The 23,428-nt window shown below is 62.6% G+C and carries 17 protein-coding genes and 1 pseudogene; 5 read left to right on the top strand and 13 right to left on the bottom strand.

The genetic code is table 11. The features are described from left to right. Both yidC and mnmE read left to right on the top strand, forming a co-directional pair. On the top strand, nt 1-1,524 hold a 1,524-nt coding region (yidC, locus tag E4L96_RS10550), incomplete at its 5' end, for a membrane protein insertase YidC (RefSeq protein WP_135207177.1). Nucleotides 1,525-1,662: 138 nt separating this feature from the next. Next, nucleotides 1,663-3,039: a tRNA uridine-5-carboxymethylaminomethyl(34) synthesis GTPase MnmE gene (mnmE, locus tag E4L96_RS10545; protein WP_135207176.1), complete on the top strand. Its 1,377-nt coding sequence runs from the start codon at nt 1,663-1,665 to the stop codon at nt 3,037-3,039. Nucleotides 3,040-3,281: 242 nt separating this feature from the next. Here mnmE and E4L96_RS10540 read toward each other — a convergent pair whose 3' ends face one another. The 5 genes from E4L96_RS10540 to E4L96_RS10520 all read right to left on the bottom strand — a co-directional run bounded on the left by E4L96_RS10540 (nt 3,282) and on the right by E4L96_RS10520 (nt 11,662). Next, nucleotides 3,282-5,492, bottom strand: a complete 2,211-nt coding sequence (locus tag E4L96_RS10540; protein WP_135207175.1) for a carbohydrate binding family 9 domain-containing protein — start codon at nt 5,490-5,492, stop codon at nt 3,282-3,284. 55 nt (nt 5,493-5,547) lie between these two features. Then, nucleotides 5,548-6,255, bottom strand: a complete 708-nt coding sequence (locus E4L96_RS10535) for a LytR/AlgR family response regulator transcription factor (protein ID WP_135207174.1) — start codon at nt 6,253-6,255, stop codon at nt 5,548-5,550. Further along, a complete protein-coding gene (locus tag E4L96_RS10530; RefSeq protein WP_135207173.1) occupies nt 6,252-7,349 on the bottom strand; it encodes a sensor histidine kinase in 1,098 nt (365 codons plus the stop codon). Before E4L96_RS10530 ends, E4L96_RS10535 begins: the two co-directional genes overlap by 4 nt. Before the next feature lie 570 nt (nt 7,350-7,919). Continuing rightward, complete coding sequence (locus E4L96_RS10525) at nt 7,920-8,195, bottom strand: hypothetical protein (RefSeq protein ID WP_135207172.1); 276 nt, start codon at nt 8,193-8,195, stop codon at nt 7,920-7,922. A gap of 2,966 nt (nt 8,196-11,161) precedes the next feature. After that, nucleotides 11,162-11,662: a hypothetical protein gene (locus E4L96_RS10520; protein ID WP_135207171.1), complete on the bottom strand. Its 501-nt coding sequence runs from the start codon at nt 11,660-11,662 to the stop codon at nt 11,162-11,164. A 1,256-nt stretch (nt 11,663-12,918) separates the two neighbouring features. On the opposite strand from E4L96_RS10520, the gene E4L96_RS10515 reads away from it, so the two are divergent. Continuing rightward, complete coding sequence (locus E4L96_RS10515) at nt 12,919-13,482, top strand: PEP-CTERM sorting domain-containing protein (protein ID WP_167758656.1); 564 nt, start codon at nt 12,919-12,921, stop codon at nt 13,480-13,482. Nucleotides 13,483-13,609: 127 nt separating this feature from the next. Here the strand turns inward: E4L96_RS10515 and E4L96_RS10510 are convergent, their stop codons facing one another. The 7 genes and pseudogenes from E4L96_RS10510 to E4L96_RS24710 all read right to left on the bottom strand — a co-directional run. After that, a complete protein-coding gene (locus tag E4L96_RS10510) occupies nt 13,610-14,899 on the bottom strand; it encodes an acetamidase/formamidase family protein (protein ID WP_135207169.1) in 1,290 nt (429 codons plus the stop codon). Between the two features lie 239 nt (nt 14,900-15,138). Next, a complete protein-coding gene (locus E4L96_RS10505) occupies nt 15,139-15,495 on the bottom strand; it encodes a trypco2 family protein (protein ID WP_135207168.1) in 357 nt (118 codons plus the stop codon). Between the two features lie 39 nt (nt 15,496-15,534). Next, on the bottom strand, nt 15,535-15,804 hold the full coding sequence (locus E4L96_RS10500; RefSeq protein ID WP_135207167.1) for a hypothetical protein: 270 nt from the start codon (nt 15,802-15,804) through the stop codon (nt 15,535-15,537). A gap of 30 nt (nt 15,805-15,834) precedes the next feature. Then, nucleotides 15,835-16,107 (bottom strand): hypothetical protein, encoded by a 273-nt coding sequence (locus E4L96_RS10495; protein ID WP_135207166.1) that lies wholly within the window; start codon nt 16,105-16,107, stop codon nt 15,835-15,837. A gap of 167 nt (nt 16,108-16,274) precedes the next feature. Further along, the gene (locus E4L96_RS10490; RefSeq protein WP_135207165.1) at nt 16,275-16,637 is read right to left on the bottom strand and encodes a hypothetical protein; all 363 of its coding nucleotides are present in this window, start codon (nt 16,635-16,637) and stop codon (nt 16,275-16,277) included. Between the two features lie 189 nt (nt 16,638-16,826). After that, on the bottom strand, nt 16,827-17,423 hold the full coding sequence (locus E4L96_RS24715) for an NRAMP family divalent metal transporter (protein WP_370660741.1): 597 nt from the start codon (nt 17,421-17,423) through the stop codon (nt 16,827-16,829). A 76-nt stretch (nt 17,424-17,499) separates the two neighbouring features. Continuing rightward, nucleotides 17,500-18,147: pseudogene (locus tag E4L96_RS24710) on the bottom strand (NRAMP family divalent metal transporter); the annotation flags it as partial. Between the two features lie 286 nt (nt 18,148-18,433). On the opposite strand from E4L96_RS24710, the gene E4L96_RS10480 reads away from it, so the two are divergent. Beyond that, nucleotides 18,434-18,793 (top strand): hypothetical protein, encoded by a 360-nt coding sequence (locus tag E4L96_RS10480; protein WP_135207164.1) that lies wholly within the window; start codon nt 18,434-18,436, stop codon nt 18,791-18,793. 135 nt (nt 18,794-18,928) lie between these two features. Here the strand turns inward: E4L96_RS10480 and E4L96_RS10475 are convergent, their stop codons facing one another. Next, nucleotides 18,929-22,099 carry a S8 family serine peptidase gene (locus E4L96_RS10475; RefSeq protein WP_135207163.1) on the bottom strand — a complete coding sequence of 1,057 codons (3,171 nt, stop codon included), beginning with the start codon at nt 22,097-22,099 and terminating at the stop codon, nt 18,929-18,931. A gap of 320 nt (nt 22,100-22,419) precedes the next feature. On the opposite strand from E4L96_RS10475, the gene E4L96_RS10470 reads away from it, so the two are divergent. Then, nucleotides 22,420-23,415: a glycoside hydrolase family 5 protein gene (locus E4L96_RS10470; protein ID WP_167758655.1), complete on the top strand. Its 996-nt coding sequence runs from the start codon at nt 22,420-22,422 to the stop codon at nt 23,413-23,415. Nucleotides 23,416-23,428: the final 13 nt, after the last annotated feature.

Raw genomic sequence — 23,428 nt, 5'->3', positions numbered from 1 at the left:
CAGCCCGGCGCCGCCGCGCTGCCGAATGCCCCGGCCACCGCGCAAAATGCCGCCGCCGTTCCGGGCGCCACGGCCGCGCCGGCCTTCCAGGCCCAGCGCATCACCGTCACCACGGACGTGGTCAAGGCCACCATCAACACCCAGGGCGGCGTGATCGAGCGCCTGGAACTGCTCAAGTACCGCGACAAGATCGACCAGGCCAAGAATCAGGTCCTGTTCGACAACGTGGCCAAGCACATCTATCTGGGCCAGACCGGTCTGGTGGGCAATGACCCAATGGGCACCATGCCGAACCACACCACTGGCTTCACGGTCCGCCCGGGCACCGGCGCGCCGGACGCCAACGGCAACACCACACTGGTGCTGGACGCGGAATCGGGCGGCGTGCGCCTGACCAAGACCTACGTCTTCAAGAAGGGCGACTACACCATCGACCTGCGCCACGACGTGGCCAACACCGGCACCGCGCCGGTGCAGCCGGCCCTGTACCTGCAGATCACCCACGACGGCAACAAGCCGGAGGGCGATTCGTACTTCAACAGCACCTACACCGGCCCGACCCTGTACACCTCGCAGGAGCACTACCAGAAGCTGACCTTCGACGAACTGGCGAAGGGCAAGGCCGAATACGCGAAGAAGGCCACGGACGGCTGGATCGCCATGTCGCAGCACTTCTTCGTCTCGGCCTTCGTGCCGCCGCAGAAGGCCGCGCGCGAGAACTACGCCGAGCCGGTGCCGGGCGAGACGAACCTGTACCGCATCGGCACCCGCATCCCGCTGGGCACCGTGCAGCCGGGGACCGCGGTGTCGAACGTGGCCAAGCTGTATTCCGGCCCGCAGGACGAGAAGCACCTGGAAACCATCGCGCCGGGCCTGGAACTGGTCAAGGACTATGGCAAGTTCGCCGTGCTGTCCAAGCCGATCTTCTGGGTGATCGACCAGATGCACCGCGTGATCGGCAACTGGGGCTGGACCATCGTCGCCTTCACCGTGCTGCTCAAGCTCCTGTTCTTCCCGCTGTCCGCCGCCGGCTTCCGCTCGATGGCCAGGGTGAAACTGGTGACGCCGAAGCTGCAGGCCATCCGTGAGCGCTACAAGGACGATCCGGCCAAGATGAACCAGGCCACCATGGAGCTGTACAAGTCCGAGAAGATCAACCCGCTGGGTGGCTGCCTGCCGCTGCTGGTGCAGATGCCGGTGTTCATCGCGCTGTACTATGTGCTGCAGGCGTCGGTCGAAATGCGCGGCGCGTCGTGGGGCTGGATTCCGGACCTGACGATCTCGGACCCGTACTTCATCCTGCCGGTCCTGTACATCATCTCGATGTTCGTCAGCACCCGCCTGAACCCGCAGCCAGCCGACCCGGTGCAGGCCAAGATGATGATGGCCATGCCGATCATCTTCGGCTTCATGTTCTTCTTCTTCCCGGCCGGCCTGGTGCTGTACTGGGTGGTGAACAACCTGCTGTCGATTGCGCAGCAGTGGGTGATCACCAAGAAGTTCGATACCGGCGCCGCGAAGTAACCGCAGCGTAGTGGCCCGCCCCTTACTGTAGGGGTCTGGCCCCGGTTCACCAAAGGGGAGCTAGGCGCCCCCGCCTGACCCCGGTCCCGCAGCCTCAAGCCCGTGCCGAGCCACGGGCTTTTCTTTAGAATCATCTCCATGATCGATACCTCTCCCATCGCCGCCATCGCCACCGCCCCTGGCCGTGGCGGCATCGGCGTCGTGCGCGCCTCCGGCAAGTCGCTGGCCGCGCTGGCCGCCGTGCTGTTCCCCGGCCAGGAGTTGAAAGCCCGCCACGCCCACTACGTCCCGTTCACGCAGGCCGACGGCACCGTCATCGACGAGGGCCTGGCGCTGTGGTTCAAGGCTCCGCATTCCTACACTGGCGAAGACGTGCTGGAACTGCAGGGCCACGGCGGCCCGGTGGTGCTGCAGATGCTGCTCACGCGCGTGCTGGAGGCCGGCGCGGAGCTCGGCCTGCGCCTCGCCGAACCGGGCGAATTCACCCGCCGCGCCTACCTCAACGACAAGCTTGATCTGGCCCAGGCCGAGGCCGTGGCGGACCTGATCGACGCCTCCACCGAAGCTGCCGCGAAGTCGGCCTCGCAGTCCTTGTCCGGCGCGTTCTCTCGTACGATTCACGATCTGGTGGAGCAGGTCATCAACCTGCGCATGCTGGTCGAGGCCACGCTCGACTTCCCGGAAGAGGAAATCGACTTCCTCGAAAAATCCAACGCGCGCGGGCAGCTGAGCGGCATCGTCGAGCAGCTGGAGCGTGTGTTCGCCCAGGCCTCGCAGGGCGCGCTGCTGCGTGAGGGCTTGAACGTGGTGCTGGTGGGCCAGCCGAATGTCGGCAAGTCCTCGCTACTGAACGCCCTGGCAGGGAACGACGTCGCCATCGTCACACCGATCGCGGGTACCACGCGCGACAAGGTCACCGAAACCATCCAGATCGAGGGCATCCCCCTCAACATCATCGACACCGCGGGCATCCGCGCGCTGACCGATGAAGTGGACGTGGTCGAGCGCATCGGCATCGAGCGGACCTGGGGTGAGGTGGGCAAGGCCGACGTGATCCTGCATCTGCTGGATGCCGACCAGGGCCCGACCCGCGCCGACGACGCCATCGTGGCAGCCTTCCCGGACGGCGTACCGGTCATCCGTGTGTGGAACAAGATCGATCTGTCCGGCCACAAGCCCGCGGTCGACCCGGCGGCCGATGCGACGCACATCTACCTGTCCGCGCACGAAAAGATCGGTATCGACCTGCTGCGCCAGGAGCTGCTGCGGATCGCGGGCTGGCAGCAGACGGGCGAATCGCTCTACCTCGCGCGCGAGCGCCACCTGATCGCCCTGCGCAACGCGCGCAAGCACCTGGACGTGGCCGGCCAGCACGCCGCGCAGAACGACCAGTCGCTAGACCTGTTCGCGGAAGAGCTGCGGCTGGCCCAGACCCAGCTCTCCAGCATCACCGGCGAGTTCACGCCGGACGACCTGCTGGGGGTGATCTTCAGCCGCTTCTGCATCGGCAAATAAGTCGTCGTTTCATTGCGTTTCAGAACGGGTCAAAATGCCCGTTTTTTAAGCGAGCTCCCTATGAAAATCGGGAGCTCGTTGTTTCACAACGGTTCAGCTTGTACGCCGCCAGCACGATCCAAATGGGTCCAAGTTTGAGTCCAAGCTTCACAAAACCGATTTACTTGGACACAGCGGACTGGTCCGCTTAGCTACGCCCCTCACGTGCGCAATTTTTGCACGTCTTCTGAGCAGCGCAGCGCCTACCAGGCAAGCGTGCGGCTGTACTTGATGTAGGCCTCGCGTGCCTCCTTGCGTCCATATGCACGCTCCACCCGCCCGTCGCGTACGCCGGCGTACAGCTGGCTGCGCGACGAGAGTTCCGCCGTCAGCTGCACGCTTAGATTCGTCGTCACTGCACCCGGCTGCGGTGGACGCTGGCTCTGGTGGCGCTGCATGTCGGCGACAAGGTACACCGCGGCGCCGAAGTACCAGCTCGCGATGCACTCGTCGATGCGCTCGTCGAGCCGGCGGCCGCCGGCCAGGCGGTACTGCGTGCGATGCAGCTCCAGCTCGAAGCGGTCCAGGGGGTGGGCGCGCAGCAGCAGGTCCGACTGGTGTGCGGGCATGACATCGCCGATGTCAAAGTCCACCTGCTCGCCGCTCAGGCCTGCCACTTTCACAAGCGGCATCCACGGCGCTGGGTTGAACGACGCCGACCATTCGTTATACGAAAACGCGCGCTCCTGACCGAGCAGGTTCAGTACCGTCGTCGATGGATGGTGCTTAAGATCGGCGGAGAAGTTACGCGGCCCAGCCAAATTGAGGCCGAGGAGGGGATCACGTTCACGGCCCACGTGATCCACGCCGTGGAGTTCATCGAGCCCCACGTATGGCGTGACGGAATTGATCCATGCGTTGGCCACATACCAGGGCCGCTGCAGCAGCGCATGCACGGAGCGGAAGCCGACGCGGGGGACGTCCCCGAGCCAAGCACGGAAGCCGGGGGCGTACGAAGTGGCGCGCAATTCGCTGACCCACGGGCCGCTGTGATCCCATTCGATCAGGGCAGCGTGCCCTTGTAGGGATTGGCCGCGCCACTCAGGTAGAAGGTCTGGCCGCCGGGGATTGCGCGTGTCCGAGAGCGCGGCTTGCGCTATCACGCGATCGGTCGGTGAATTCCAGGCACCGTCGATGCTTGCGACCACGTTGCGGCTACCGTCCGCATTGCGCTTGATGGAGGCCAGTGCGCCTGCCTGCGCATTGCCGAAGGCTTTGACCACGCGGGCGAAACCGACCATGCTGTCGAAGTCCGGGTAGACGTCCTCGGATGACAGAAAGCTGGGAGCGACGATCACCCCCCGCCCCGTGTCCCGCGCCAGGAAAGCCGTCGCGTTCAGGTGCTCGTCACGGTGCGTGATGCGCAAACCGGCCGAAGGTTCCACGATGGTGCGCGTGTAGATGAGAGGCATCGAGCCGGTGAGCAGCTCCGCACCCTCGCGGAAAAAGGGCCGCTTCTCCGGCAGATTGATGCTGAAGCGCTGGTTGGCGGTAAGGACCGGCGTGTCCGATTCCACCTGTGCGAAGTCCGGATGCAAGGTCAGGTCGATTACGCTGCCCGGTGCGACGAGCCATTTCGCATCGAGGCTCGGGCGCAGGTGCGTGGCGCCGCCTTGGGCATGCACGCCGAGGAGGGACGGGGTGACGAATACGGTCTCGGACCGGCCGGGCAGCGCGTCGAAGTGCAAAGGACTGGCAAGGCAGAGGAAGCAGCTCGCATCGTGCGGAAACGGCGCCGTAGCCATTTGCGTGTTCTGCCCGCGCGGCACGCCGCGGGTGACGATCACACGCCAGGTTTGCGCGCCACCGCGTGGGACGCGCAGGGTCGCAAGCGGGATGCGCAGCTCCGCGGTCCATCCATCCGGGCCGATGGCGGTGCGCGCTTCCCACTCGTAATCCGGGTCCATGGATTCGGTCTGGCGGGTTTCGTCAGTAATGCCGTCGGTACGGGTGCCACGCGCGTTCACACGGAAGATGTATGAGCTGCGGCCGGTGCCCGACGGGTCGATGTAGGCCTGGATGTAATCGTGGCTGCTGCCCACCTTGTCGCGTCGGACGAAAGGCGTGCGCAATTGCTCACGGTCGTGCAGGTGGGCGGTAAAGCCGATGTAGAGATAGCGTTCGTCGTAGAGGAAGCGAGCTTCCGTGTCTTCGGTCGGTGCCGAGCACTCGCCGGGAAAGTATTCGTAAAAGCTGGTCAGGGCGGGAGTGGTGCGCCATGCCCCTTCGTCCAAGCGGCCATCGAATTGCAAGCCACCCGAGGGCAGCGCGCGGGCTTCCGCGGCCTGGGGCTGACGACGTTCGCACTGGCCTTCAGCGAAGGCCGGGGTGGCGGCGGCGAGAGCGAGAAGAAGTAGAAAGCGAAGGTTCATGCGTGGCGGCGGTGTTGGTCCGCTGCCAAGGTAGGCCAGCATGGGCCCTCCGACCTAGCGCTGCGCGATGGGCGCTGCTGCTGTGCGACGACGGGCGTCAGCCCGGCAGGCCGAGATGCGCGCGCACCTGGTCGAGGTAGCTGCGGCCAATGCGCACAGGCTCTCCCTCCGAGTCCAAGATGTCCCAAGTCCCAGCGCCGACGTGGCGCAAGCCGCTGATGCGGTCCGTACGGAGGATGGTGGAGCGGTGCACGCGCAGGAAGTTGCCTGGAGGAAGTCGCTGTTCGAGGTCGGTGAGCGTGCCCCGCATCAGGTAGGTGCGGTCCGCCGTGACCACGCGCACGTAGTCGCGTTCCGCGTCGAGCTGTAGCACGTCCGTCAGCGGTACCCGTTGCATGGTGCCTGCGTAGGGGAGCCACAACACTGCCTGGTCCGTGCGCTGCGCATGACGCTCGGCCGCGCGGCCGAGGGCGCGTGCGAATCGGTCCTGCTGCACAGGCTTGAGCACATAGTCGGTGACGTCCAGGTCAAAGGCTTGTGCGGCAAAGTGGTCGTAAGCCGTCACAAAGACGACGAGCGGCGGCTGCTCGTGCGCGCGCAGTTCGCGGGCGACGTCGATGCCAGAGGCGCCGGGCATGCCGATGTCCAGCAGCACAAGCTCCGGCCTTAGCGTAGCGATGGCGTGCATGGCTGCCCGCGCGTGCTGCGCGGTGCCGACGATCTCCAGTCCGCCCGTGCGCTCCGCAAGGCTGCGCAGGACCTGGATCGCCAGCGGCTCATCGTCGACGATCAGGCAGCGCATCATGCGACCACCGGCAGGGAGAGTTCGACGCGGAAGCCGCCGTCTGTGCACACGCCGGCCTGCAGCCTCCCGGCGGACCCAAATTCGGCATTTAGGCGCTGGGCGACGTTGGCGAGGCCGATGCCGAATCCTTCGCTCCCTGCTTGCTGCTCGGGGCGCGCATTGTCTTCCACTACGAGGGCTAGTTCGCCTCCGCGCACGAATGCGCGCAGGCGGATCTCCACCAGGCCTGTACTGCGCGCCAGCCCGTGTTTGATGGCGTTCTCCACCAGCGGCTGCAGAAGCAGCGCCGGCACCGGCACGCGCGCCGCATCGGGCGCGATATCGACCTGCACGGACATGCGGTCCGGAAAGCGGTGCGCCTCGATCCGCAGGTAGCCGAGCTGGCGCTCGACCTCGTCGGCCAAGGTGATGCGCTGGGTCGCGTCCATAGTCAGGTTGTGGCGCAGGTAGCGGCCCAGTTCTCCAATCAGCTGCTCGGCTTCGGCGAGGCGCTGCGCAGACACGAGGCCCAGCAGTGAATTGAGGACGTTGAAGAGAAAGTGGGGATTGACCTGGTAGCGCAGGGCACGAAGCTCGGCAAGCCGGGCGGCTTCGCGCGCATCGGCGGCCGCGCGTTCGGCGGCACGCACGCGGGCTGCGCTGTCGAGGGCAAACAGGAGCAGGGTCCAGGCGGCGAACACGAAGGTCCAGCTGATCGTTAGTTCGCTGATGTACTCGAGGACCGCGAAAGGCGTGCAGGCCAGCCCGTTGTTGCAGTCCTCCCCCGGCAAGGGCGCGATATTGTCGAACAGGACCCAGCCGGCGGTGGCGAAAAGCGCACCGCAGGGCAGGCACAAGGCGAGCGCGGTGGCGATGCGGGTGCGCGCCGGCCGGCCCTGCAGCTTGCGGATGACCACCGCCAGCAGCAGCGAGAGGAGCCCGCCAATCAACGCCGCGGCGAGCCGGCGAAAGAGCCAGAACACTTGGTGCTCGTACCCGAGCAGCGCGGTGCGCACGGTGTACAGCGCGAGGAAGGCACACCAGAAGCCGCTGATGGCCAGGGCCAGGGTGCGCGGCGTCAGGGTGGCCGCTGTGGCTGGAGGTTGTTCTGCCATGGAGGGCACGCCGCCGTCAAAGGTTTATGTTGCAGCAACGGTAGCACAGGCGCCCAGCGCCGTGCGGCGGGCGTTGCCTGGCTGCGGCGGCGGTGGCTCTGCGGTGACAGGCAAGCGTATGGCAGCCGCTCCCGCCGTACCTTCTGTCAAGGCGGTGTCTGGCTGGACCGCAAGCAGCGCTTCCTCTAAAGAACTGGGGTTCTTCCACAGCCGTACTGTTGGTATGCGTGCTCCGTTGCATTTGTATCAATCACACGGTTGAGAATGGGTGCGATTCCCAAGTGTTGGTATATCGATCGCGGATGCTTCCGCTGACGGACGTGGGGAACAATGTTTGCTAGCTCAGGAGCGCCCCAACTTTCGGGGTTGAAGTTAATAATTCCGGCTGCGGCTATCGAACCGATGAGCTCACGCCAAAGAGAAAACCGCTCAATTTCAGAGTCGACCTATGTTTGCCGTACCCCCCAGCAGTACCCCCGTATCCGGTTAAATCCAAATCCTTCCTGTTTCAGGATAAACCCTGGGGTACGCGCGGAGCGCTATCTTCATCTAATTTGACATCGGCGCGACTTAAGAGCCGTAGTCGAGCTTGAGCTCCTTAATCCAAGTGAACAGGCTACTTTGCGCATCTGGTCGCTTCGACTCGAAGCCTTCCTCTTCAAAATATCCTTCCGTTTCGATCGCATGTTCATGTTCACGAAGTTTATGGATGACGCTCAACGGCACACCTTCCAGAGCACGGATGCTATTGCCGAGGAAGTCCACAAACACCGGCCGAGATACGGTTCCGTTACCGTAATCGGCTAATGATTCTTCTAGACGCTTGAGAATGGAGAGGTTCGACATACTGACGAGTTACGCGCTCTCGGCATGAAAAGCCCAGCCTGCAGCTTCAACCTTGATGGTGTCTCCGGATTGAAGTTCAAACACAAATCCTGTTTGATCCTCGCTGATTGCGTTGACCGACGAGGACCGCCCCCCAGCTTTCCTGTCGCGGAAGTTGTATGTCCGTGAAGTCTTCAAACACCAAAAGATGCGGTGGCAACCCACCCGGCTTCAGGCGGACTTCACATCGCGCAGCTCCCCAAGTGATGTTGATGGCTGACAGTACCGCGTCGTGGAGGGGAAGGGAATCAAACGTCATGTGCCGATTAAAGTAATCTCAGGCTGTGCTTGGTCAATTTCGCCTCCGCCAGGGGGCGGGAGGTGATCGAATGATGGATGAGGCAGCGTAAGGCTGTGTTGGCACTTCGTACCATAAGGGGGCGCGCACTCAAAAGCTAGCGCCCCGAATTTGTGGCCCCGCATTTGAACTGCCATAACACCTCTCCCTCACAGTAGATAATGCCGTGCTCGACTTTTCTAAAACCGATTACCTTCAGGTCCTTGTACAACACGAGGTTGTCTCCACCCTGGAACGTTAGCGGAACCTGGCCCCGCCGGATGAATACCTGGACGTCGTCACCTTGTTTCGTGCGAAAGGCTATCCCCCGTGGTACCGCAGGCGGGTCATCAAGAATCGTCCCGTTGGCCAAATCAACTCCGAGGAGCTGGGTCGCTTGCATGACCGTCTTGCCGACCAGCGGCTCAGATGCATGTCCGGGCTGTGAGAGGCCAACTAGGCAGCAAAGGGCAGTAAAGTAATCGCGCATGAAGAAATAATGCAGGAGGTATTCGCCGAGGTCCGCTAGGGGCCGATACCAGACTAGCCAAGTAACGCAGTGTACGGCGTTGTTGTGATTAGCTGCAAGCCAGGCCAGCGACAGCGATCAGTTAGGTCAACGACCCAGGGCCGCTAGCTCGCGTACCCCCGTCGATGTACCCCTACCAGCCGAGTGACCTGAGCAGTGAAATCGAGGACGTACCCTCTTTTCACCCGCAAGGCACCAGGCTGAAGCTGAAAGGATGAGGACTTTTTGAGGACATCCCCCAGAGGGAGATCAAAGAAAAAACGCCGTCTTGAGGACGGCGCCGGACTTCTTCGGAAGGAATAGTGGTGGAGGCAGCGTATAGCTAACCTTGGATCGATGGAACTCTCCAAAGCGGCCTCAGTTCTTATATCTCGGATCGAGGGCGGGTTATGAATCTCTATCGCCTATATGTTATTTGGCCGACGACGTTCTGGTTCGATTGAGATCGAGTCCACCGTACCCGAAGGTGGCAGATCGACATCGGACACTTCAAGTGCTCATGCTCTGAGTGATGGCTGCCGAAGCAGAGCCCACCAGCGACAGGTCCTCAGACGGTCGGGCTTAGGCCAGGGCAGGGCGCCATTTCGACGCCTCGGATCTGAAATTTCCGGATCGCGTGCCCCAATGCACGAGAGATCAAAACTAAACGGTGAGCGCTTGCGCCACTGCCGAATTCTTCTATCGACTTGGCAATGGCGAACCTTGGTGTCAGCGGTGACGGGTGGTATCCGCGCGCTACCGGATCGAATTTGGTCCTTTTGCAAGCTGGGCAACTGGTGCGACTCCCGTTCCAATCGACGGATGTGATTTCCGATATCACTAGTTGAACGACTGACGGGAGTACTTGACCGGTCTTATACGACACAACCTCCCGGTGCTCAATTTCGAACGGCTTGAATACGTGTGCCCAGACCTCAGGCGGAGTGAAGTATTCATCGAAGATCCAGTTCAGCTGGAGGATGCCCCGCTTTCCCCAGGTTGGGGCTTTGCTAATTGCGAACGGCGCCTTTTGACGTTTCCCCACGCCGCAGGTCGCACAGTAGTCAGTAAGCTCGTACGTCTCGCGCATATAACCTCCGTCGTCCGCTGGCTGTGGATAACCATCATGCCACCCCGGCAGTAGGCCCAGGTTCGCTGCGCGTTCAATCTCCCCCTGTGAGAAAGTGGTTTTCGGTACGTCGACGGCCTGAAAGCGGTTCACCAATTTCTGGACGGCCGCCCAACGAGGATCGTCCTCTGACACTCGAACCGTGACGAAACCAGGTCGAATGTCGATGCCCACCGCTCGAAATGCAGCGATCTCGTTTGTACCGGCCGAGAGGGATATGTGATGAGTAATTTCCAACTGCCGCTCCTGAAGTTCCAGCGCTTGCCGAGCCGTCGAATACTCTTTTGTTCACTAGAGCAAAGTGTTGCCACTGCTGGCGAAAGTTCTCGGAAGCATGAGTTGACATTGGCTAGACCCGTTGGCCATAAATTCATCACCTGTTGCGTGGCGCATTCACTGTGGTCTGCGGTCGAGTAACGAACCTGAAGTAAAGTGCCGCTCGTCGGCCTATCCTGCCCTCTTTACACCCGTCTCCTCCGCCTTTACCGGCACTGTGCATCCGCCTTGCACCACACTTGCACCATCCGTTCACCGCGCTAGCATCATTCCGACACCACGCTTACACCATCCGTTCACCACTCTAACACCTTTCCGACACCACGCTAACACCATTCCGACACCACGCTTACACCAACCTTGCACCACGCGTACACCACCTGGACACCACGCTTACAACATCGGTACACCACACTTACACCATCTCTACACGCCGGTGACACCTCACGTACACCACCGCTGCGCCCGACTTACACCCTCCGTACGCCACCGCGTTCCTCTTCCCTCACACATCCGTCGCCCTTCTATTCCAAGCATGTTGGAGTCGCAAGTGGTCGGAATTGGGTCGCCACCGGTAGCACTTGGCTGCGGTGTGGGCGCAACAAGGAGCGCTCCGGCTCCAGGCTAAGTACGTTGGGACTCGCGGCGGAGTCGCCGTGGGGTACCCGCTGAGTTCACGGCTCATGACCTAAGCAGACTGTTCCGAGCGGCCGCTGTCGACCCGATGCGGCCCCCAACTAATGATACTGGCCGAACCAAGGAGCCTGCATTGCAGGGAGATATGGCCAGTCGGATCGGCGTTTAAGCGTCTTACGTGCAGCCTCCGCTTGTCGCCGAGTTAGAAAAATCCCTATCAGGTCGTTTCCGCTGTTGACTGCGTAGAGCTTTACCGGTGCGGTTAGCAGCTGGCGGTTAACGAATCCAAACAACGCTGCGGTCGCGACGCCCCAGCTTTCATACGCATTGCCCCCAAGTGGGGACGGGAAAATTTGTTGGACGATGCCACCTGCTAAGACACTGTAGACGCCTCGTTCTGCATCCACTTTCTCATTCAAAAAGAGCGGAGCGGCCACATAAGTCTTTAGCTCCGGCAGAAGCCTTGAATAACCCTCGACCATTCCCTGCTCAGCGAGCGCCTCAGCGTCCAAGTGGATCGCACGACTGTAATCAAGCTCCTGGGCGGTTGCGGCTCCGAAAACGAAAAATAAGGAGCTAAGGAGACGGCTGATCAATTTCATCAAAGTGCTCGCAACAAGATACGTGGATGACCGCTTCTGGACGGTAGCGGCTGCTCAGCAAGCGTAGCAGATAGTTAGGCTCTCATCGACAGCAGTTCGACCCTTCAGTGGTCACGTTTGCGCGCTCGGGAAACCTGAGCTGTTTCGCATCAGCTAGGCCGACACGGCTTCGGGCAAAGTTCAATTGAGACCAAGGCCACAAAACTCAGCTTCCAGCATCAGAAAAAGTCGACTCGGATCACGGTGTGCTTATACGCCGTAGTTGAGAGTGAGATTGGGTCGATCTTGCGTTCGCTTGCGGCCGGTCTCGGCCTTAGGATCGGTCAAGCTGTTCCAACACAATTTGGATTATTTCATCTGGAAGGCGTTCAGAGACCGCAAGAAACCGACTTCTGACCTGCTCTGGACTCGCCGTTCCTGTCATTGAGCAGCGGGGTCCTGTTTGCCATTACTGATGACTCTCCTTGATCGATGCTGAAGTATGCAAGCCCATGCACTTGTTTCCACGTGACCGCTTGCTCATCCTTACCGTCTGCGTAGCAAAATTCGAATGCAACGATTTTGCCATCGCTCTCGGTCCACACATAAAGATCTTGAGCGGAGTCGTGGAACCAACGCCGGCTTGGCTCGCCAGGACGCTGCTGAACATTACGAATTTCTTTCAACATCTCGCGTAAGGGGAAGTTAACGGCATGCTCAACCTCGGATGTCCGATATGCGCCGAAAGCAGACTCTCACGCGATATCTGCATCGGACCGATCGCATGAGTTTGCCTTTCCGATCTCCCTCATCAACGGCCTTGTTGAGGAGGGTGAGTATAGACCACGCAAGTATTGGAGGCACCACCGGATCAGAACGCATAGGATCGTGAGTGCTACGAACGACAACGTAGCCGCAATGCGCTTCAGAACGGGTCAAAATGCCCGTTCTCTAGGCAAGCTCACTATGGAAAATTGAGAGTGGGTTGTTCTACGACGGTTCAGCTTGTACGCCGCCAGTTGCACTCAAGGTGATCCAAGTTCTGGTCCAAGTAGATTTTCGCTTCCGAAAATCGCGCTGATTGGACCATAACTGCAGCATCTCCCCCGCTGCCTCTCGTTCTGCAGACCGTCAGGGAGAACTGCTGTCGGGCGATGCAAAAATACAATGCCGACAAAGTGCCCAAACGGTCGGTTAGTTGTGTCTCTGAGAACGTTTGGATTTTGCTACCTGTTAGAGTCGCTGCGCACTATCCGATAAACCGGTAGGAGAATATGATGAAAAAGCTAAACAGCATGGCGGCAGCACTGATGGTCGCGGGTCTGGGCATCGGCGGAGCGCAGGCATCCGAAACGTTTCAGGGGGTGACATTCACGACCTCATATGTGGGCAACGTCCTGACGGTGGAGATCGACGCCGCGGCCAGGAACGGAGACTGGGCCCTGGCGACCACGATCGGGGCGCTTCAGGTCAAGGACGTCGGAACTTTCGACAGCGTCAGCATGACAGGACCTGGCGCGGCCTCCTCCTGGGCTATCAGTCCGCTGGAACTCGACGCCAACGGTTGCATGGGCGGGTCCCATGTGGGCATGAATGCATGTGCCTCAGGGACGCACGTCGCACTGACCGATGACATGATCTTCACCTACACCTTCACTGGCACCGGCCTGGATCTGACCGATCCGCACCTGAAAGTGAACTTCTTCGTCGGCGACAACGATCAAAAGGTCGGCAGTCTGCTGTCGGAAAATATCGCAGCCGTTCCCGAACCCGGGGAATACGCGATGCTTCTGGGCGGGTTGGCGGTGATCGGGTTGGCCCTCAAGCGCCGCGCCCGGTAAAACTTCCGCAGCGTCAGAAGAGGCTCGTTGGACCGGTCACGCACGAAACGGTAGCGGTTCCGCAGTGCCATCCGAAGCGCTCCCCGCAGCACTTGGCCCACTGGACGCAGTGGGTTTTTTTATGTCGTTACCGTGTAGCGCGCATCAGGTCGAGCCGCCCTTTCTCCAGCTTCGCGGCCAAGCCCGCACTGCGCCCCGCCAGGGTCACGACCCGGTACTCAACGCTGCTGCCGAGGACGACCGCCGCCTCCTGCAAACCCAGTCCATAGGCCTGCTGCAACCATTGAATCATGCCCGCGGTGGCGATCTTCAGTGCGTCGTCGAGTGAGCCCGCCTGCCCGAGAGTCATCAGGTGCGTTGCCGTTTCCACGCGCGGCATGCGGATGGCCTGGTGCTTGATGAGATCCACCGTGAATTCCACATCCAGCGACGTCTCCAGCGCGAATTGCGTCGTTTCGCCATCACCCTGCAGGGCATGGCCATCACCCAGGTAGAGCAGGCCGCCGGGCTGCTGCACCGGCAGGTACACCGTCGCGCCCTCCACCACTTCATTGAAATCCATGTTGCCGCCGAATGTCCCGGCGTCACCCGTGAAAATGCCGGGGCCATCCCCTGGTGCCACGGCCAGCCCGCCCAGCATGGGACGAACTGGCACGACCAGGCGCGCCAGCTTGGTACCCGCATCCGCCGGCCATGCCAGGCCATGGGCCAGATCGAGGCGCCATCGCACCGGTTTTCCCAACGGTGCTGCGTGGCCGGCAATGGAGGTGGACTGCGCCCGCGGCACCAGCGTATCGAGACTACCTGCCCAGTCCCGGTTCAAGCGCACGCGTCGCAGATGCACCGCCAGCGTGTCGCCCGCCTCCGCGCCCATGATGAAGAACGGACCGGTCTGGGGATTCCCATACAGCGCCCGGGTGACGCCCTGCGCATCCACTCCGCCAGAGTCCAGCGTCGTGGTGCGCACGGTGTCGCCCGGCCAGATCGTGAGCACGGGCTCGCGCTGGGCGCTGAACTCATTGGCGTAGTCGACCGGGTGATAGACGTGCTGCTGTGGCGCGGCGGACCTGCGTTCGGGCAGCCGGCGCGCGGTGAAGCGATGGGTGACGCGCACCGCGTCGTGATTCGGGTCCGGGAAGTCCGCGGTGCCGGCCATCGCCGCGCCGTCCACCTGGCCCGCGTAGCGATAGGATCGGCCTTGGCGGTCTACCGCCTCGAACTCGATCGCGCCCTGCACGACGCGACCTTGCACCGAGTCGCCGTCCAGGGTCCCTGTCCATTGGGGACCGAGGCGATCCGTCTTGAGGGTCATGGCAGACCAGGTGCCCCAGCGGTTCACTCGCAAGAGCCAGGTGTCCGCTGCCGCGTCACTCGGCATCGCCAAGCCCAGCAGCATCAGCAGTAGAAGAGCGCGCATCGTTCACTCCAGGTGATCAGTCACAGTCCGAGCATGGCTGTCAATCATGGAGAAATTGCGGAGGCTGGGCCCTTTTTTTGGATGACACCTAGCTTTCCGATACGGTCTTTGAATAGAACTGCGGTAACTGAAGCACCAGTCCCGCACCGTGAACCCGAAATCACGGCTTGGTCCGACGGGTGCCATCTGCTGGGCATCTTGCGAGCTGCGCTTGCGCCGGCCATGTACTTCCAGGTAGGTCAGCCTGACTGGCGGCTCCGCGGCAGGGCGGAGAGGGCGGCCTCATTCCCCGGTGCTGTGGCCTCCTCCTTGGGCCGCGGCGACAGGCGCACGATCAGTTTCTGCGTCGTGCGCGCCGCCCCGCTGCCTCCGCTGTCGCCGTCGGCTGTCCCGGCCACCCAGAATTGCGCGTCGCTGCCCGAGCGCGCCTGGCCGTTCCGGGGCAGGGTGAAAAAGATATCGACTTCGAGCGTTGCGCAGTCGACGCCGAACGGCAGCTCGCGCGGGCCGCTCTGTCCGCCAGCGCGCTCCAGCTCGGTCTGAAGTGCGGCCAGATAGTCGGCCAACGCCAGCCGCGCCTGATGGTCCTGAAACATGAGTGCCTCTTTCCGGAATTGCGATTCGAGGGTGTCGGACTACACGTTGCCGCCGCCCTGGATATTGAACAGGGTGTCCTCGCCGACGTTGGTCACAGTGACCGAATACACGATCTCGACTCCGTTCTGGGGCCGCACCCGCCGCTCCTTGGTGAAGTGCGAGACTTCCAGGGCACCTGGGCCGATGGGGTTGGCCATGATCCATTGCGCGCCATGATCCTCACCGTTCGGGTACCACATGGCGAGCCGGACCGGTCCTGCACCGATGATGAAGGGGCCTTCCGCGGGTTGAATGTTATTGAAAGACATGATGAACCTCCTGAGAGGCGTCGCTGGCCCCTACAGGGCCGCGCGCGGGGTGTAGTCAAGCGTGGTGGACCCGGCCTGGAGCCGATGGTCAAGCATGGCGCGCAGCCGATGTTCGGCATCGAGCGCACGCAGGTGTTCCGGCAGTTCGACCAACTCCAGACGCTGGCCGGGCAGCGTGCCCAGCCCACAGATGGGTGGAGGATCCAGCGCGCGGCTGCGCCGAGGGGGCCCTTCGATGTCCTGGGCGGCGTGGGCTGCCGCGATGATGTGTCCGTGTGCGTCAACAACGACTAGCATCTTCATGGCCGCCTCCGAATCCGAAGTTCGATGGGCCAGCATACTCCCGCTTTGCGGTGTCGCACCCGTATTGCAAGCGCGCGCGAAGATATAGTCGAAAAATGCACACGAGCGTCCGATGTGTGCGCAGGGCGCGTGCAAGGCTGGCTTGCGGCGCGGTCACCCAGCCAAGGCTATTCCAGCACCAGGGCTGGCGACGGCCGTTTTCGCCGGGTCGCCAGAACGCGCTGCGCGACCCACACCGGGACGCCCGAGCTCAGAAAATATTCTCTGGCGGAATCCTCACCGAGCATGGATTCGAACACGAGCCCGACCTCTACCCGCTGCGCCGTCAGGTGATCGCTGCGGCGCTCGGCATAGCCCGCCATCGGGGCGGGCTCCTGGATGGTGGCCTGGCGCGTCGCATGGCGGCGGTCTTTCTTCCTGACCTGCCCCGGTGCACCCCGAAGCACGCGCTCGATGACGGCCTGCGGAACCTGCTCGCGGATCAGCAGCCAGTAGGCCCGGTCCGAGTCCATGACCTTATTGATGTGCATGGCCGCTTCGACGTAAGCAGCCTGCACATACCGTGTTCTGCGACAGCTCATGCAATCGTGGTTCATGGCGTCCGGTCCCGATCTTCCAGAGTAGCGCACCCGCGCCCTTGTCGCTGGACAAATTCAGCGGGACGGGCCTAGTTCGGCCAGGAGTGGTTTGCGGACAACGCTACCGTTCTGCTAGCGCTGTCAGCGCTGCGCCCCGTTCGCAAACATCGCCGCGACTGCCGTCGCCATGACAACAGTACAGAGCCAGCCGAGGATCTTGAGTCGGCGTCGAATCACCAGATGGCCCATGATATCCTCGCGTGCAGCCATCAACATCATCACCGCCATGATCGGCACCGAAATCACGCCATTCACTACCGCGCTCCAATACAGGGCCTGAATCGGATCGAACGGTGCGAATACCAGCGCGACACCTAACAGGGTTGCGATCACGATGATTGAGTAGAAGCGGGGTGCTGTCCGAGGAGCTTCTTCCAGACTGCTGCTCCATCCGAATGTCCCGGCTATCGCATACGCCGCAGAGCCTGCCAGTACGGGAATGGCCAGCAGACCCGTACCGATGATCCCTAGGCTGAACAAAAGGAATGCGAAATCGCCAGCGATTGGCCGTAGCGCTTGCGCGGCCTGGGCTGATGACTGGATGTCGTGAATCCCATGTGCATGAAGTGTCATGGCGGTGGTCAGCATGATGAAGAAGGCCACCAGATTGGAAAATCCCATGCCAACAATAGTATCGACCTGTGCGCAGGAAGCCGCGGCGCACTTCAGAGTGGGCATGGCGCAGCGGATGTGCTTCCGGATCCGCGCGCATCTCTTCGACCTCCTGAGATGCCTGCCAGAAGAACAGGTAAGGACTGATGGTGGTACCGAACACGGCCACGACGGTTGTGATGTAATCGCCCTTCCAAGGCCAAGGCGGAACCGTCACGGCAGCTGCCAGCACGGTTTCCCACGGCACTCGCACGATGAATACCGTGCCGACATAAGCCAGCAGGGCAAGGGTCAACCATTTCAACACGCGTACGTAGCGAGAGTACGGGATGAACACCTGCAGCAAGACCGACGCCAAGCCGAAGCCAATCGCGTAGAGATGCGATGGGCCGCCCACCACCATGCGTAGAGCATCACCCATTGCCGCGACGTCGGCCGCGATGTTGATGATGTTCGCGAACAGCAGTAGCCCCACAATGCCGCACAACAGCGGCGCGGGATAGTTCTGCCGAATATTGCTCGCCAGCCCTTCGCCCGTGACGCGGCCGATACGGGCGCTGACGATCTGAATGCCGGCCATGAGCGGGTAGGTGAAGAGCAGTGTCCACAGCATGCCGAAGCCGAACTGCGCGCCCGCTTGTGAGTAGGTTGCAATGCCGCTGGGGTCGTTGTCCGCAGCGCCCGTGATGAGGCCCGGGCCCAGGCGCTGGCGCCAGGACAGGGGTACAGTTCTCACAGGAACTTTGATGACGTTCGGGTCCACCCATCGCCTCGGATCAAGTTCAACCATTCCATCATATCAATCTAACCCATGCAGCCCTCATTGAGCGAGGCCAACGCGTGCATGAACCGGCAGTGTCTCGCAGTGTCTGCCGAGGGCGCGCGACACCTGCGCTGTTAAACTGAGCCTTTTAGCGCTGATCCGTCCACTGCTATCCCTGCGCTTCCAGCGCCAGCACGCAGAAAATGGGTCCAAGTTTGGGTCCATGCTGGCCGGCGCCACGAACAAGATCGAGAGCTGGAGCGGTTCTTCCGCGGTTTGGCCGCTTCTGCATCGGAAAATAAGAAGGACGGGAATGAAAGACGAACGACTCACTGGCGACGAATACGACGCGCTGGAGCACATCCGGCGCGGCGCCAAGGGCACTGGCGTGAATGCCTGCATCGGCCGCAACGCCAAGCGGCTCACGGGTTTGAAGTTGGTGAAGGCGGAGCGCGACAATAAGCTGCGGCTGACCGACAAGGGCGTGGAAGCGTTGTTCCTGCGCCGCTGTATCACGGCCCTGCAGGCGCTGGAGACGGGACCTGCGGCCATCGAACCCGATGTGGCTCACTTCCTGCTCCGCAAATCGCACATCGCGGAAGCCGAGGGTGGCCAATTCACCCTCACCGAGAAGGGCCGCGAGTCGCTCAGCGATATCCTCGGTCAGCGCTAACGCTGCACGTTACCTCCAGCGCGCAGGCGCTGATCGTTAACGTGGCGACGGCATGCAGCGCAAGGCTCCGGGACAGGCTGTCCGGCATCGGGTGAGCGATGACGGCCAGGCACTTCGTAAGGTGGCCCCTGCGGCTTAACCGAGATACGGCGTGTACTCGAAGCCCTGCCCGATCACTTCCGCAACCCCCGCCTTGTTCTCCGGACTCTCGCTGAAGCTGGCCAGCACCGCGGCCACCGAGGCGCCGCGGTCCAGCACATCGAGCCAGTAGTCGTAGCCGCTCTTGTCCGGCGCCCGGTGCAGCACGTTCTGGTAGAAGTGGGTGAGGATCTCGGCGTTGGTGCCCTTGGTCCCGTACAGCTGCGCGAACTCGTTCGAGTGCACGAAGCCGTCCGCAATCGCCAGCAGCGTCGCGCCCTTGTCGATCACGCCGACCCAGTAGCCGAGGCCCACGCTGTCCGGCTTGCGGTCGAACACGGCCTGGTACAGGCGGTAGATCTGGCCCGCCGCGCCGTCCACGTCCAGCGCCCAGGTCTTGTCCGAGAACGCCAGCCGTTCCACGTTGAAGAGCGTGTCGATCCCGTCGATGCCTGTGTTGTCCGTGACCGTCAGGCCCTTGGTGCCCTGTTTGAGCGTGTAGGCCGCCCACGCGCCCGAGAACATCGCGGTATCGGTCCCTGCGCCGCCATCGATCTTGTCATTGCCCTTGCCGCCATCGAGCAAGTCGAGGCCGATGCCGCCGGTGATGCTGTCATTCCCGCCCATTCCGTGCAGCGCGCCGCCGAGCGGGTTTGCAATCAGGATGTTGTTGCCGTCGCCGCCGAAGGCATTGCGGATCACGGTTCCCGCGCCGATGGTCAGGTTGGCGTCGATGATCACGGACGGCGTTGCACCACTCAGGTCGATGCGGTCGTCCGAGCCCAGCGCGGCTGCGTTAATGGTGTCGTTCACGCCCTGCGGGTCGTTCAGCACCGCGCGCGAAGGTTCAGCCTTGATCAGGTCCGCGTACTCGTTGGTGAAGACGAAGGTGTGGCTGTTGCTGGGCGCCTTGCCGATCAGGTCCAGGCTCCAGTCGGTGAAGGTGCCGAAGTCCCCGGTCTGCACATCGCGCACAGTCAAGGTCCAGTCGCCGGTGGCCTTCTCGCCCCAGTCCAGCACCGTGTCGAAGGTGAAGTGCACGTTCTCCTGGCTCGAACCGACTGCGCTCAAGGCGCCCTGCGAGGGCCGGTACATCAGGTAGCTCACCGTGCCGGCCGGCGACAGCAGTTCCACTTCCAGGTCGCCGATGAACGGGTGCGTGATGTTGACGGTGACGTCTGCGCGCTCCACCGTCATCGCGCTGTCGATGTGGATGGTGCTGGTGATGCCCTTCTGGTCCTGGTCCGGGATCGCCTTGTTGACGGTCTGCGAGCCGGTCGCTTCCACCGTGTTGGCGACTGTCTGCGGCGTCGTGGTCCAGGCTTCGGCCAGGCGCACCGCGGCCAGGGCGTCCACCATGCCGAAGCCGGAGGCCTGGATCACCGAGTTATAGCGCAAGCCGCCGCCATTCCAGTCGGTGGCGCCGTTGGACGACCAGTCGCCCAGGCCATAGTCGGTCTGGTGCGCCGTGTAGGCAAGGATCTGCTGCACGTCCCGGTAGCCGAGGTGCGGGTTCACCTCCAGCATCATGGCCACGATGCCGGAGACGATGGGTGCCGCAAACGAGGTGCCGTCCGCGAACAGGTAGTCGCCATTGATGTCGCCCGCGCCGCCCTTGCGGTCCAGCGTCAGGATGCTGGCGTAGTCGCCATAGCCCGCGCCGCCCGGTGCCGAGACCAGGATCGAAGCGCCCGTTGTGCTGAATTCCGACGAGAGGCCGAAGTAGTCGCTGGCACCCACCGTGATGATGTAGCGGCTGTTCTGGAAGTTGTGGAGGTTGGTGTCGTCGCCGTAGCTGAAGGAGTTACCGGCCGACTGCACCACCACCGTCCCCAGCCCGCCGCGGCCCTTCTCGGCCAGATCGTGCAAGGCAGTGAAGGCGGGCGCAAAGCGCGGGTCGGCCGCGTTGTCGAGGAAGGCCCAGTTGGTGTCGTGCTGCAGCAGGTTACCGAAGCCCCAGGAGTTGTTCAGCACATCCACGTTGAGGGCGTAGCGGAAGGCGTTGGCGATCTCTTTCGGATAGTCGTCCGTGAAGGTGTCCGAGGTGTAGATCGATGTGAGCCGCGCGCCATACGCGACGCCGACCATGCCTTCGCCATCGCGCGCCGCGCCGATGATGCCGGCGACGTGGGTCCCGTGATTGTCGTCCTCCAGCACCGGTGCGCCGCCCTGTTGCAGGGTGAGGGCGGTGCGGCCGGCAGCGCGGTCGTTGCTGTCGACCAGTTCGGCCAGCGTGGGGTCGATGCCCTGGTCGAAGATCCCGATCTTCACGCCCTTGCCGGTGGCGTGGTTCCAGGCGATCTCGGTGCGCGTGGTGTACAGGTACCACTGCAGCGAAAAGTAGGGGTCGTCCGGCAGTGTGATGCCGTCCGGCTTTTCGTTGTCGAAGATGAGACCCCAGGCGGCCAGCGTGGGCGAGGCCTGGGCGGTGGTGCCGTTGGCGGATGTGTGGCCGGCCACGGCGTTGGTGGGGTCGCTGAGCAGGAGTTCGAAGGCGCGGGTGGGCTCGAAGTACTCGTTGCCGTTGACCGGCACCGTGACCGTGGCGGTGGTGGCGCCCGGGGCGAAGGTCACGCGCTGGTGCACGCCCTGGTAGTCGTAGCCTTCCGCTGCGGTTTCATCGCCCGTGTCGACCTGCACCGAGACCGGCAGCGTGGAAGCATGCGACAGCGTGAGCGTGAACACCATGTTCTGCGCGCCCTTGTCGCCTTCTTCCACCCATTCGGTCTCGACGTCGATGCGCGGCAGGCCGGTGTCGACGGGGATGACGCGGCCGTCCGCGCCGACCGTGACCATGGTCGGGAAGGTGAGGTAATCGTCGGCGACGTAGCCGTTGTCGGCGCGCGAGGCACCGGAGTATTCGGCAGCGACCAGGGTGACGTAGTAAGTCCCGGCCGGGGGATGGTTCAGGAACGTGACCGTGTCGTTCAGGTCGGAAAAGTACTCGTACGCTCCAAGGACGCTCGACTTGGAGCCGACGGCGATCTCGTAGCCGGTGTTGGTCTGGCTCGGGCTCCAGGGCTGGGTGGTGAGCCACAGTTCGAGCCGCAGCGGCTTGGACGTATTGTCGCCCCAGTTGTGCAGCCCATCGACGTGCAGTTGAACAGTGTTGGCAGTAGGGTCGATGCTATAGGTGGCGGTGCCGCTGAAGCCGATGTACGAACTCATGAACGCTCCATTGAAGAGCTTGCCATTATGTCAGCAATATCGGCGAGGAAATACGTGGATTGTCACAGTCGCCTTACATGTGGTTACCACTTTGCATTGACCCGTTCATATTCGGATGCCAATACTGGCGGCTTCACATATTTTTGCCGGAGGCCAGGATGGACAAGAAGCGCCGTGCGGTCGTGCTGTCGCTGCTGAGTGGGGCTGTGTGTGCGGCGTGCGGCGGAGGCGGGGGAGGGGCCTCGGTCACGCCACCGCCACCGCCACCGCCACCGCCACCGCCACCACAGGTCGCTCGCCTCGCGCTCAGCGGCGCCACCATGCTGGACCCGGCGGGCAAGCCCATCGTCCTGCGCGGAATGAACGAAGGCACTTGGGGCGAGATGCGCAGCACCGATGCAGCCGCCATTGCCGGGCAGGGCGCGAACGTGGTGCGGGTGCTGATTCGCTGGTGGGGGCTGTACGGCGGCACCGATGTGGAAAGCCGCTCCGACGCCGCACCCGGTCACTTCCAGCCGGACCACCTGAAGCAGTTCCTGCAGGAGGTGAAGTGGTGCATCGACGCGGGGCTGTGGGTGATTCCGGTGCTCGACTCCAACTGCGGCCAGAACGGGCTGCAGAACGCGGACATGGTGCATTACTGCGACCCGGGCAGCGCCTACCCCGGCGGCCACAACTTCTGGACCGACAGCGCGCAGCGGCAGCGCTTCAAGGAGGCGTGGGTGTACCTGGCCGGGCTGCTCAAGGACTATGAGCGGATCGCCTTCTACGAGCTGCTGCCCGAGCCGCTGGAGGGCCGGGACGAGACCTACCGGCAGGCCGTGTCCGAGTTCTACCAGGAGCTGATGACGGCCATCGAGGACCAGGCCGGAGACAAGCGCACGCCCTTCCTGGTCGGCGCGCGCGACGCCTACAACATCAACCTGGTGGACGAAGCGTACATCGCCGATCCGCGCTGGAAGAACCGCGTGGTCTACACCGGCAACCTGTTCATCCACACAGGGCAGACGCAGGCCCAGAACCTGGCCGCCATCGACGCCCGCCTCGCCGTGCTGACCCGCATGCGCGACACGCGCGGCGTGCCGGTGTTCATCCAGCAGTTCGGCGTGCGCACGGGCGATGACCCGGCCGGTTTCCACCTCGATTACGGTCTGTCGAAATTGACCGCGGCAAGCGTCGGCTACACCGGCTGGCAATGGCGCCAGAACACAGCCAGCATGGACGAATATGCGATCGTGGTCGAGGACCCCAAGACCGGCGCGGACATTGTCAAGACGCCGGTCCTGGCCACCTACGCGAAGTACTGGCATGCATAGTCAGAGCTGTCGA

It is taken from the genome of Zemynaea arenosa, from assembly GCF_004614185.1.
GTDB classification, from domain to species: domain Bacteria; phylum Pseudomonadota; class Gammaproteobacteria; order Burkholderiales; family Burkholderiaceae_D; genus Telluria; species Telluria arenosa.
This window is presented reverse-complemented; position numbering and strand designations above follow the sequence as displayed.

What these genes read in the sequence shown, in the direction of transcription:
- mnmE (WP_135207176.1), top strand. Translation starts at nt 1,663, where the DNA reads ATGATCGATACCTCTCCCATCGCCGCCATCGCCACCGCCCCTGGCCGT.
- E4L96_RS10540 (WP_135207175.1), bottom strand. Translation starts at nt 5,492, where the DNA reads ATGCTGGCCTACCTTGGCAGCGGACCAACACCGCCGCCACGCATGAAC.
- E4L96_RS10535 (WP_135207174.1), bottom strand. Translation starts at nt 6,255, where the DNA reads ATGATGCGCTGCCTGATCGTCGACGATGAGCCGCTGGCGATCCAGGTC.
- E4L96_RS10530 (WP_135207173.1), bottom strand. Translation starts at nt 7,349, where the DNA reads ATGGCAGAACAACCTCCAGCCACAGCGGCCACCCTGACGCCGCGCACC.
- E4L96_RS10525 (WP_135207172.1), bottom strand. Translation starts at nt 8,195, where the DNA reads ATGTCGAACCTCTCCATTCTCAAGCGTCTAGAAGAATCATTAGCCGAT.
- E4L96_RS10520 (WP_135207171.1), bottom strand. Translation starts at nt 11,662, where the DNA reads ATGAAATTGATCAGCCGTCTCCTTAGCTCCTTATTTTTCGTTTTCGGA.
- E4L96_RS10515 (WP_167758656.1), top strand. Translation starts at nt 12,919, where the DNA reads ATGAAAAAGCTAAACAGCATGGCGGCAGCACTGATGGTCGCGGGTCTG.
- E4L96_RS10510 (WP_135207169.1), bottom strand. Translation starts at nt 14,899, where the DNA reads ATGCGCGCTCTTCTACTGCTGATGCTGCTGGGCTTGGCGATGCCGAGT.
- E4L96_RS10505 (WP_135207168.1), bottom strand. Translation starts at nt 15,495, where the DNA reads ATGTTTCAGGACCATCAGGCGCGGCTGGCGTTGGCCGACTATCTGGCC.
- E4L96_RS10500 (WP_135207167.1), bottom strand. Translation starts at nt 15,804, where the DNA reads ATGTCTTTCAATAACATTCAACCCGCGGAAGGCCCCTTCATCATCGGT.
- E4L96_RS10495 (WP_135207166.1), bottom strand. Translation starts at nt 16,107, where the DNA reads ATGAAGATGCTAGTCGTTGTTGACGCACACGGACACATCATCGCGGCA.
- E4L96_RS10490 (WP_135207165.1), bottom strand. Translation starts at nt 16,637, where the DNA reads ATGCACATCAATAAGGTCATGGACTCGGACCGGGCCTACTGGCTGCTG.
- E4L96_RS24715 (WP_370660741.1), bottom strand. Translation starts at nt 17,423, where the DNA reads ATGCCCACTCTGAAGTGCGCCGCGGCTTCCTGCGCACAGGTCGATACT.
- E4L96_RS10480 (WP_135207164.1), top strand. Translation starts at nt 18,434, where the DNA reads ATGAAAGACGAACGACTCACTGGCGACGAATACGACGCGCTGGAGCAC.
- E4L96_RS10475 (WP_135207163.1), bottom strand. Translation starts at nt 22,099, where the DNA reads ATGAGTTCGTACATCGGCTTCAGCGGCACCGCCACCTATAGCATCGAC.
- E4L96_RS10470 (WP_167758655.1), top strand. Translation starts at nt 22,420, where the DNA reads ATGCTGGACCCGGCGGGCAAGCCCATCGTCCTGCGCGGAATGAACGAA.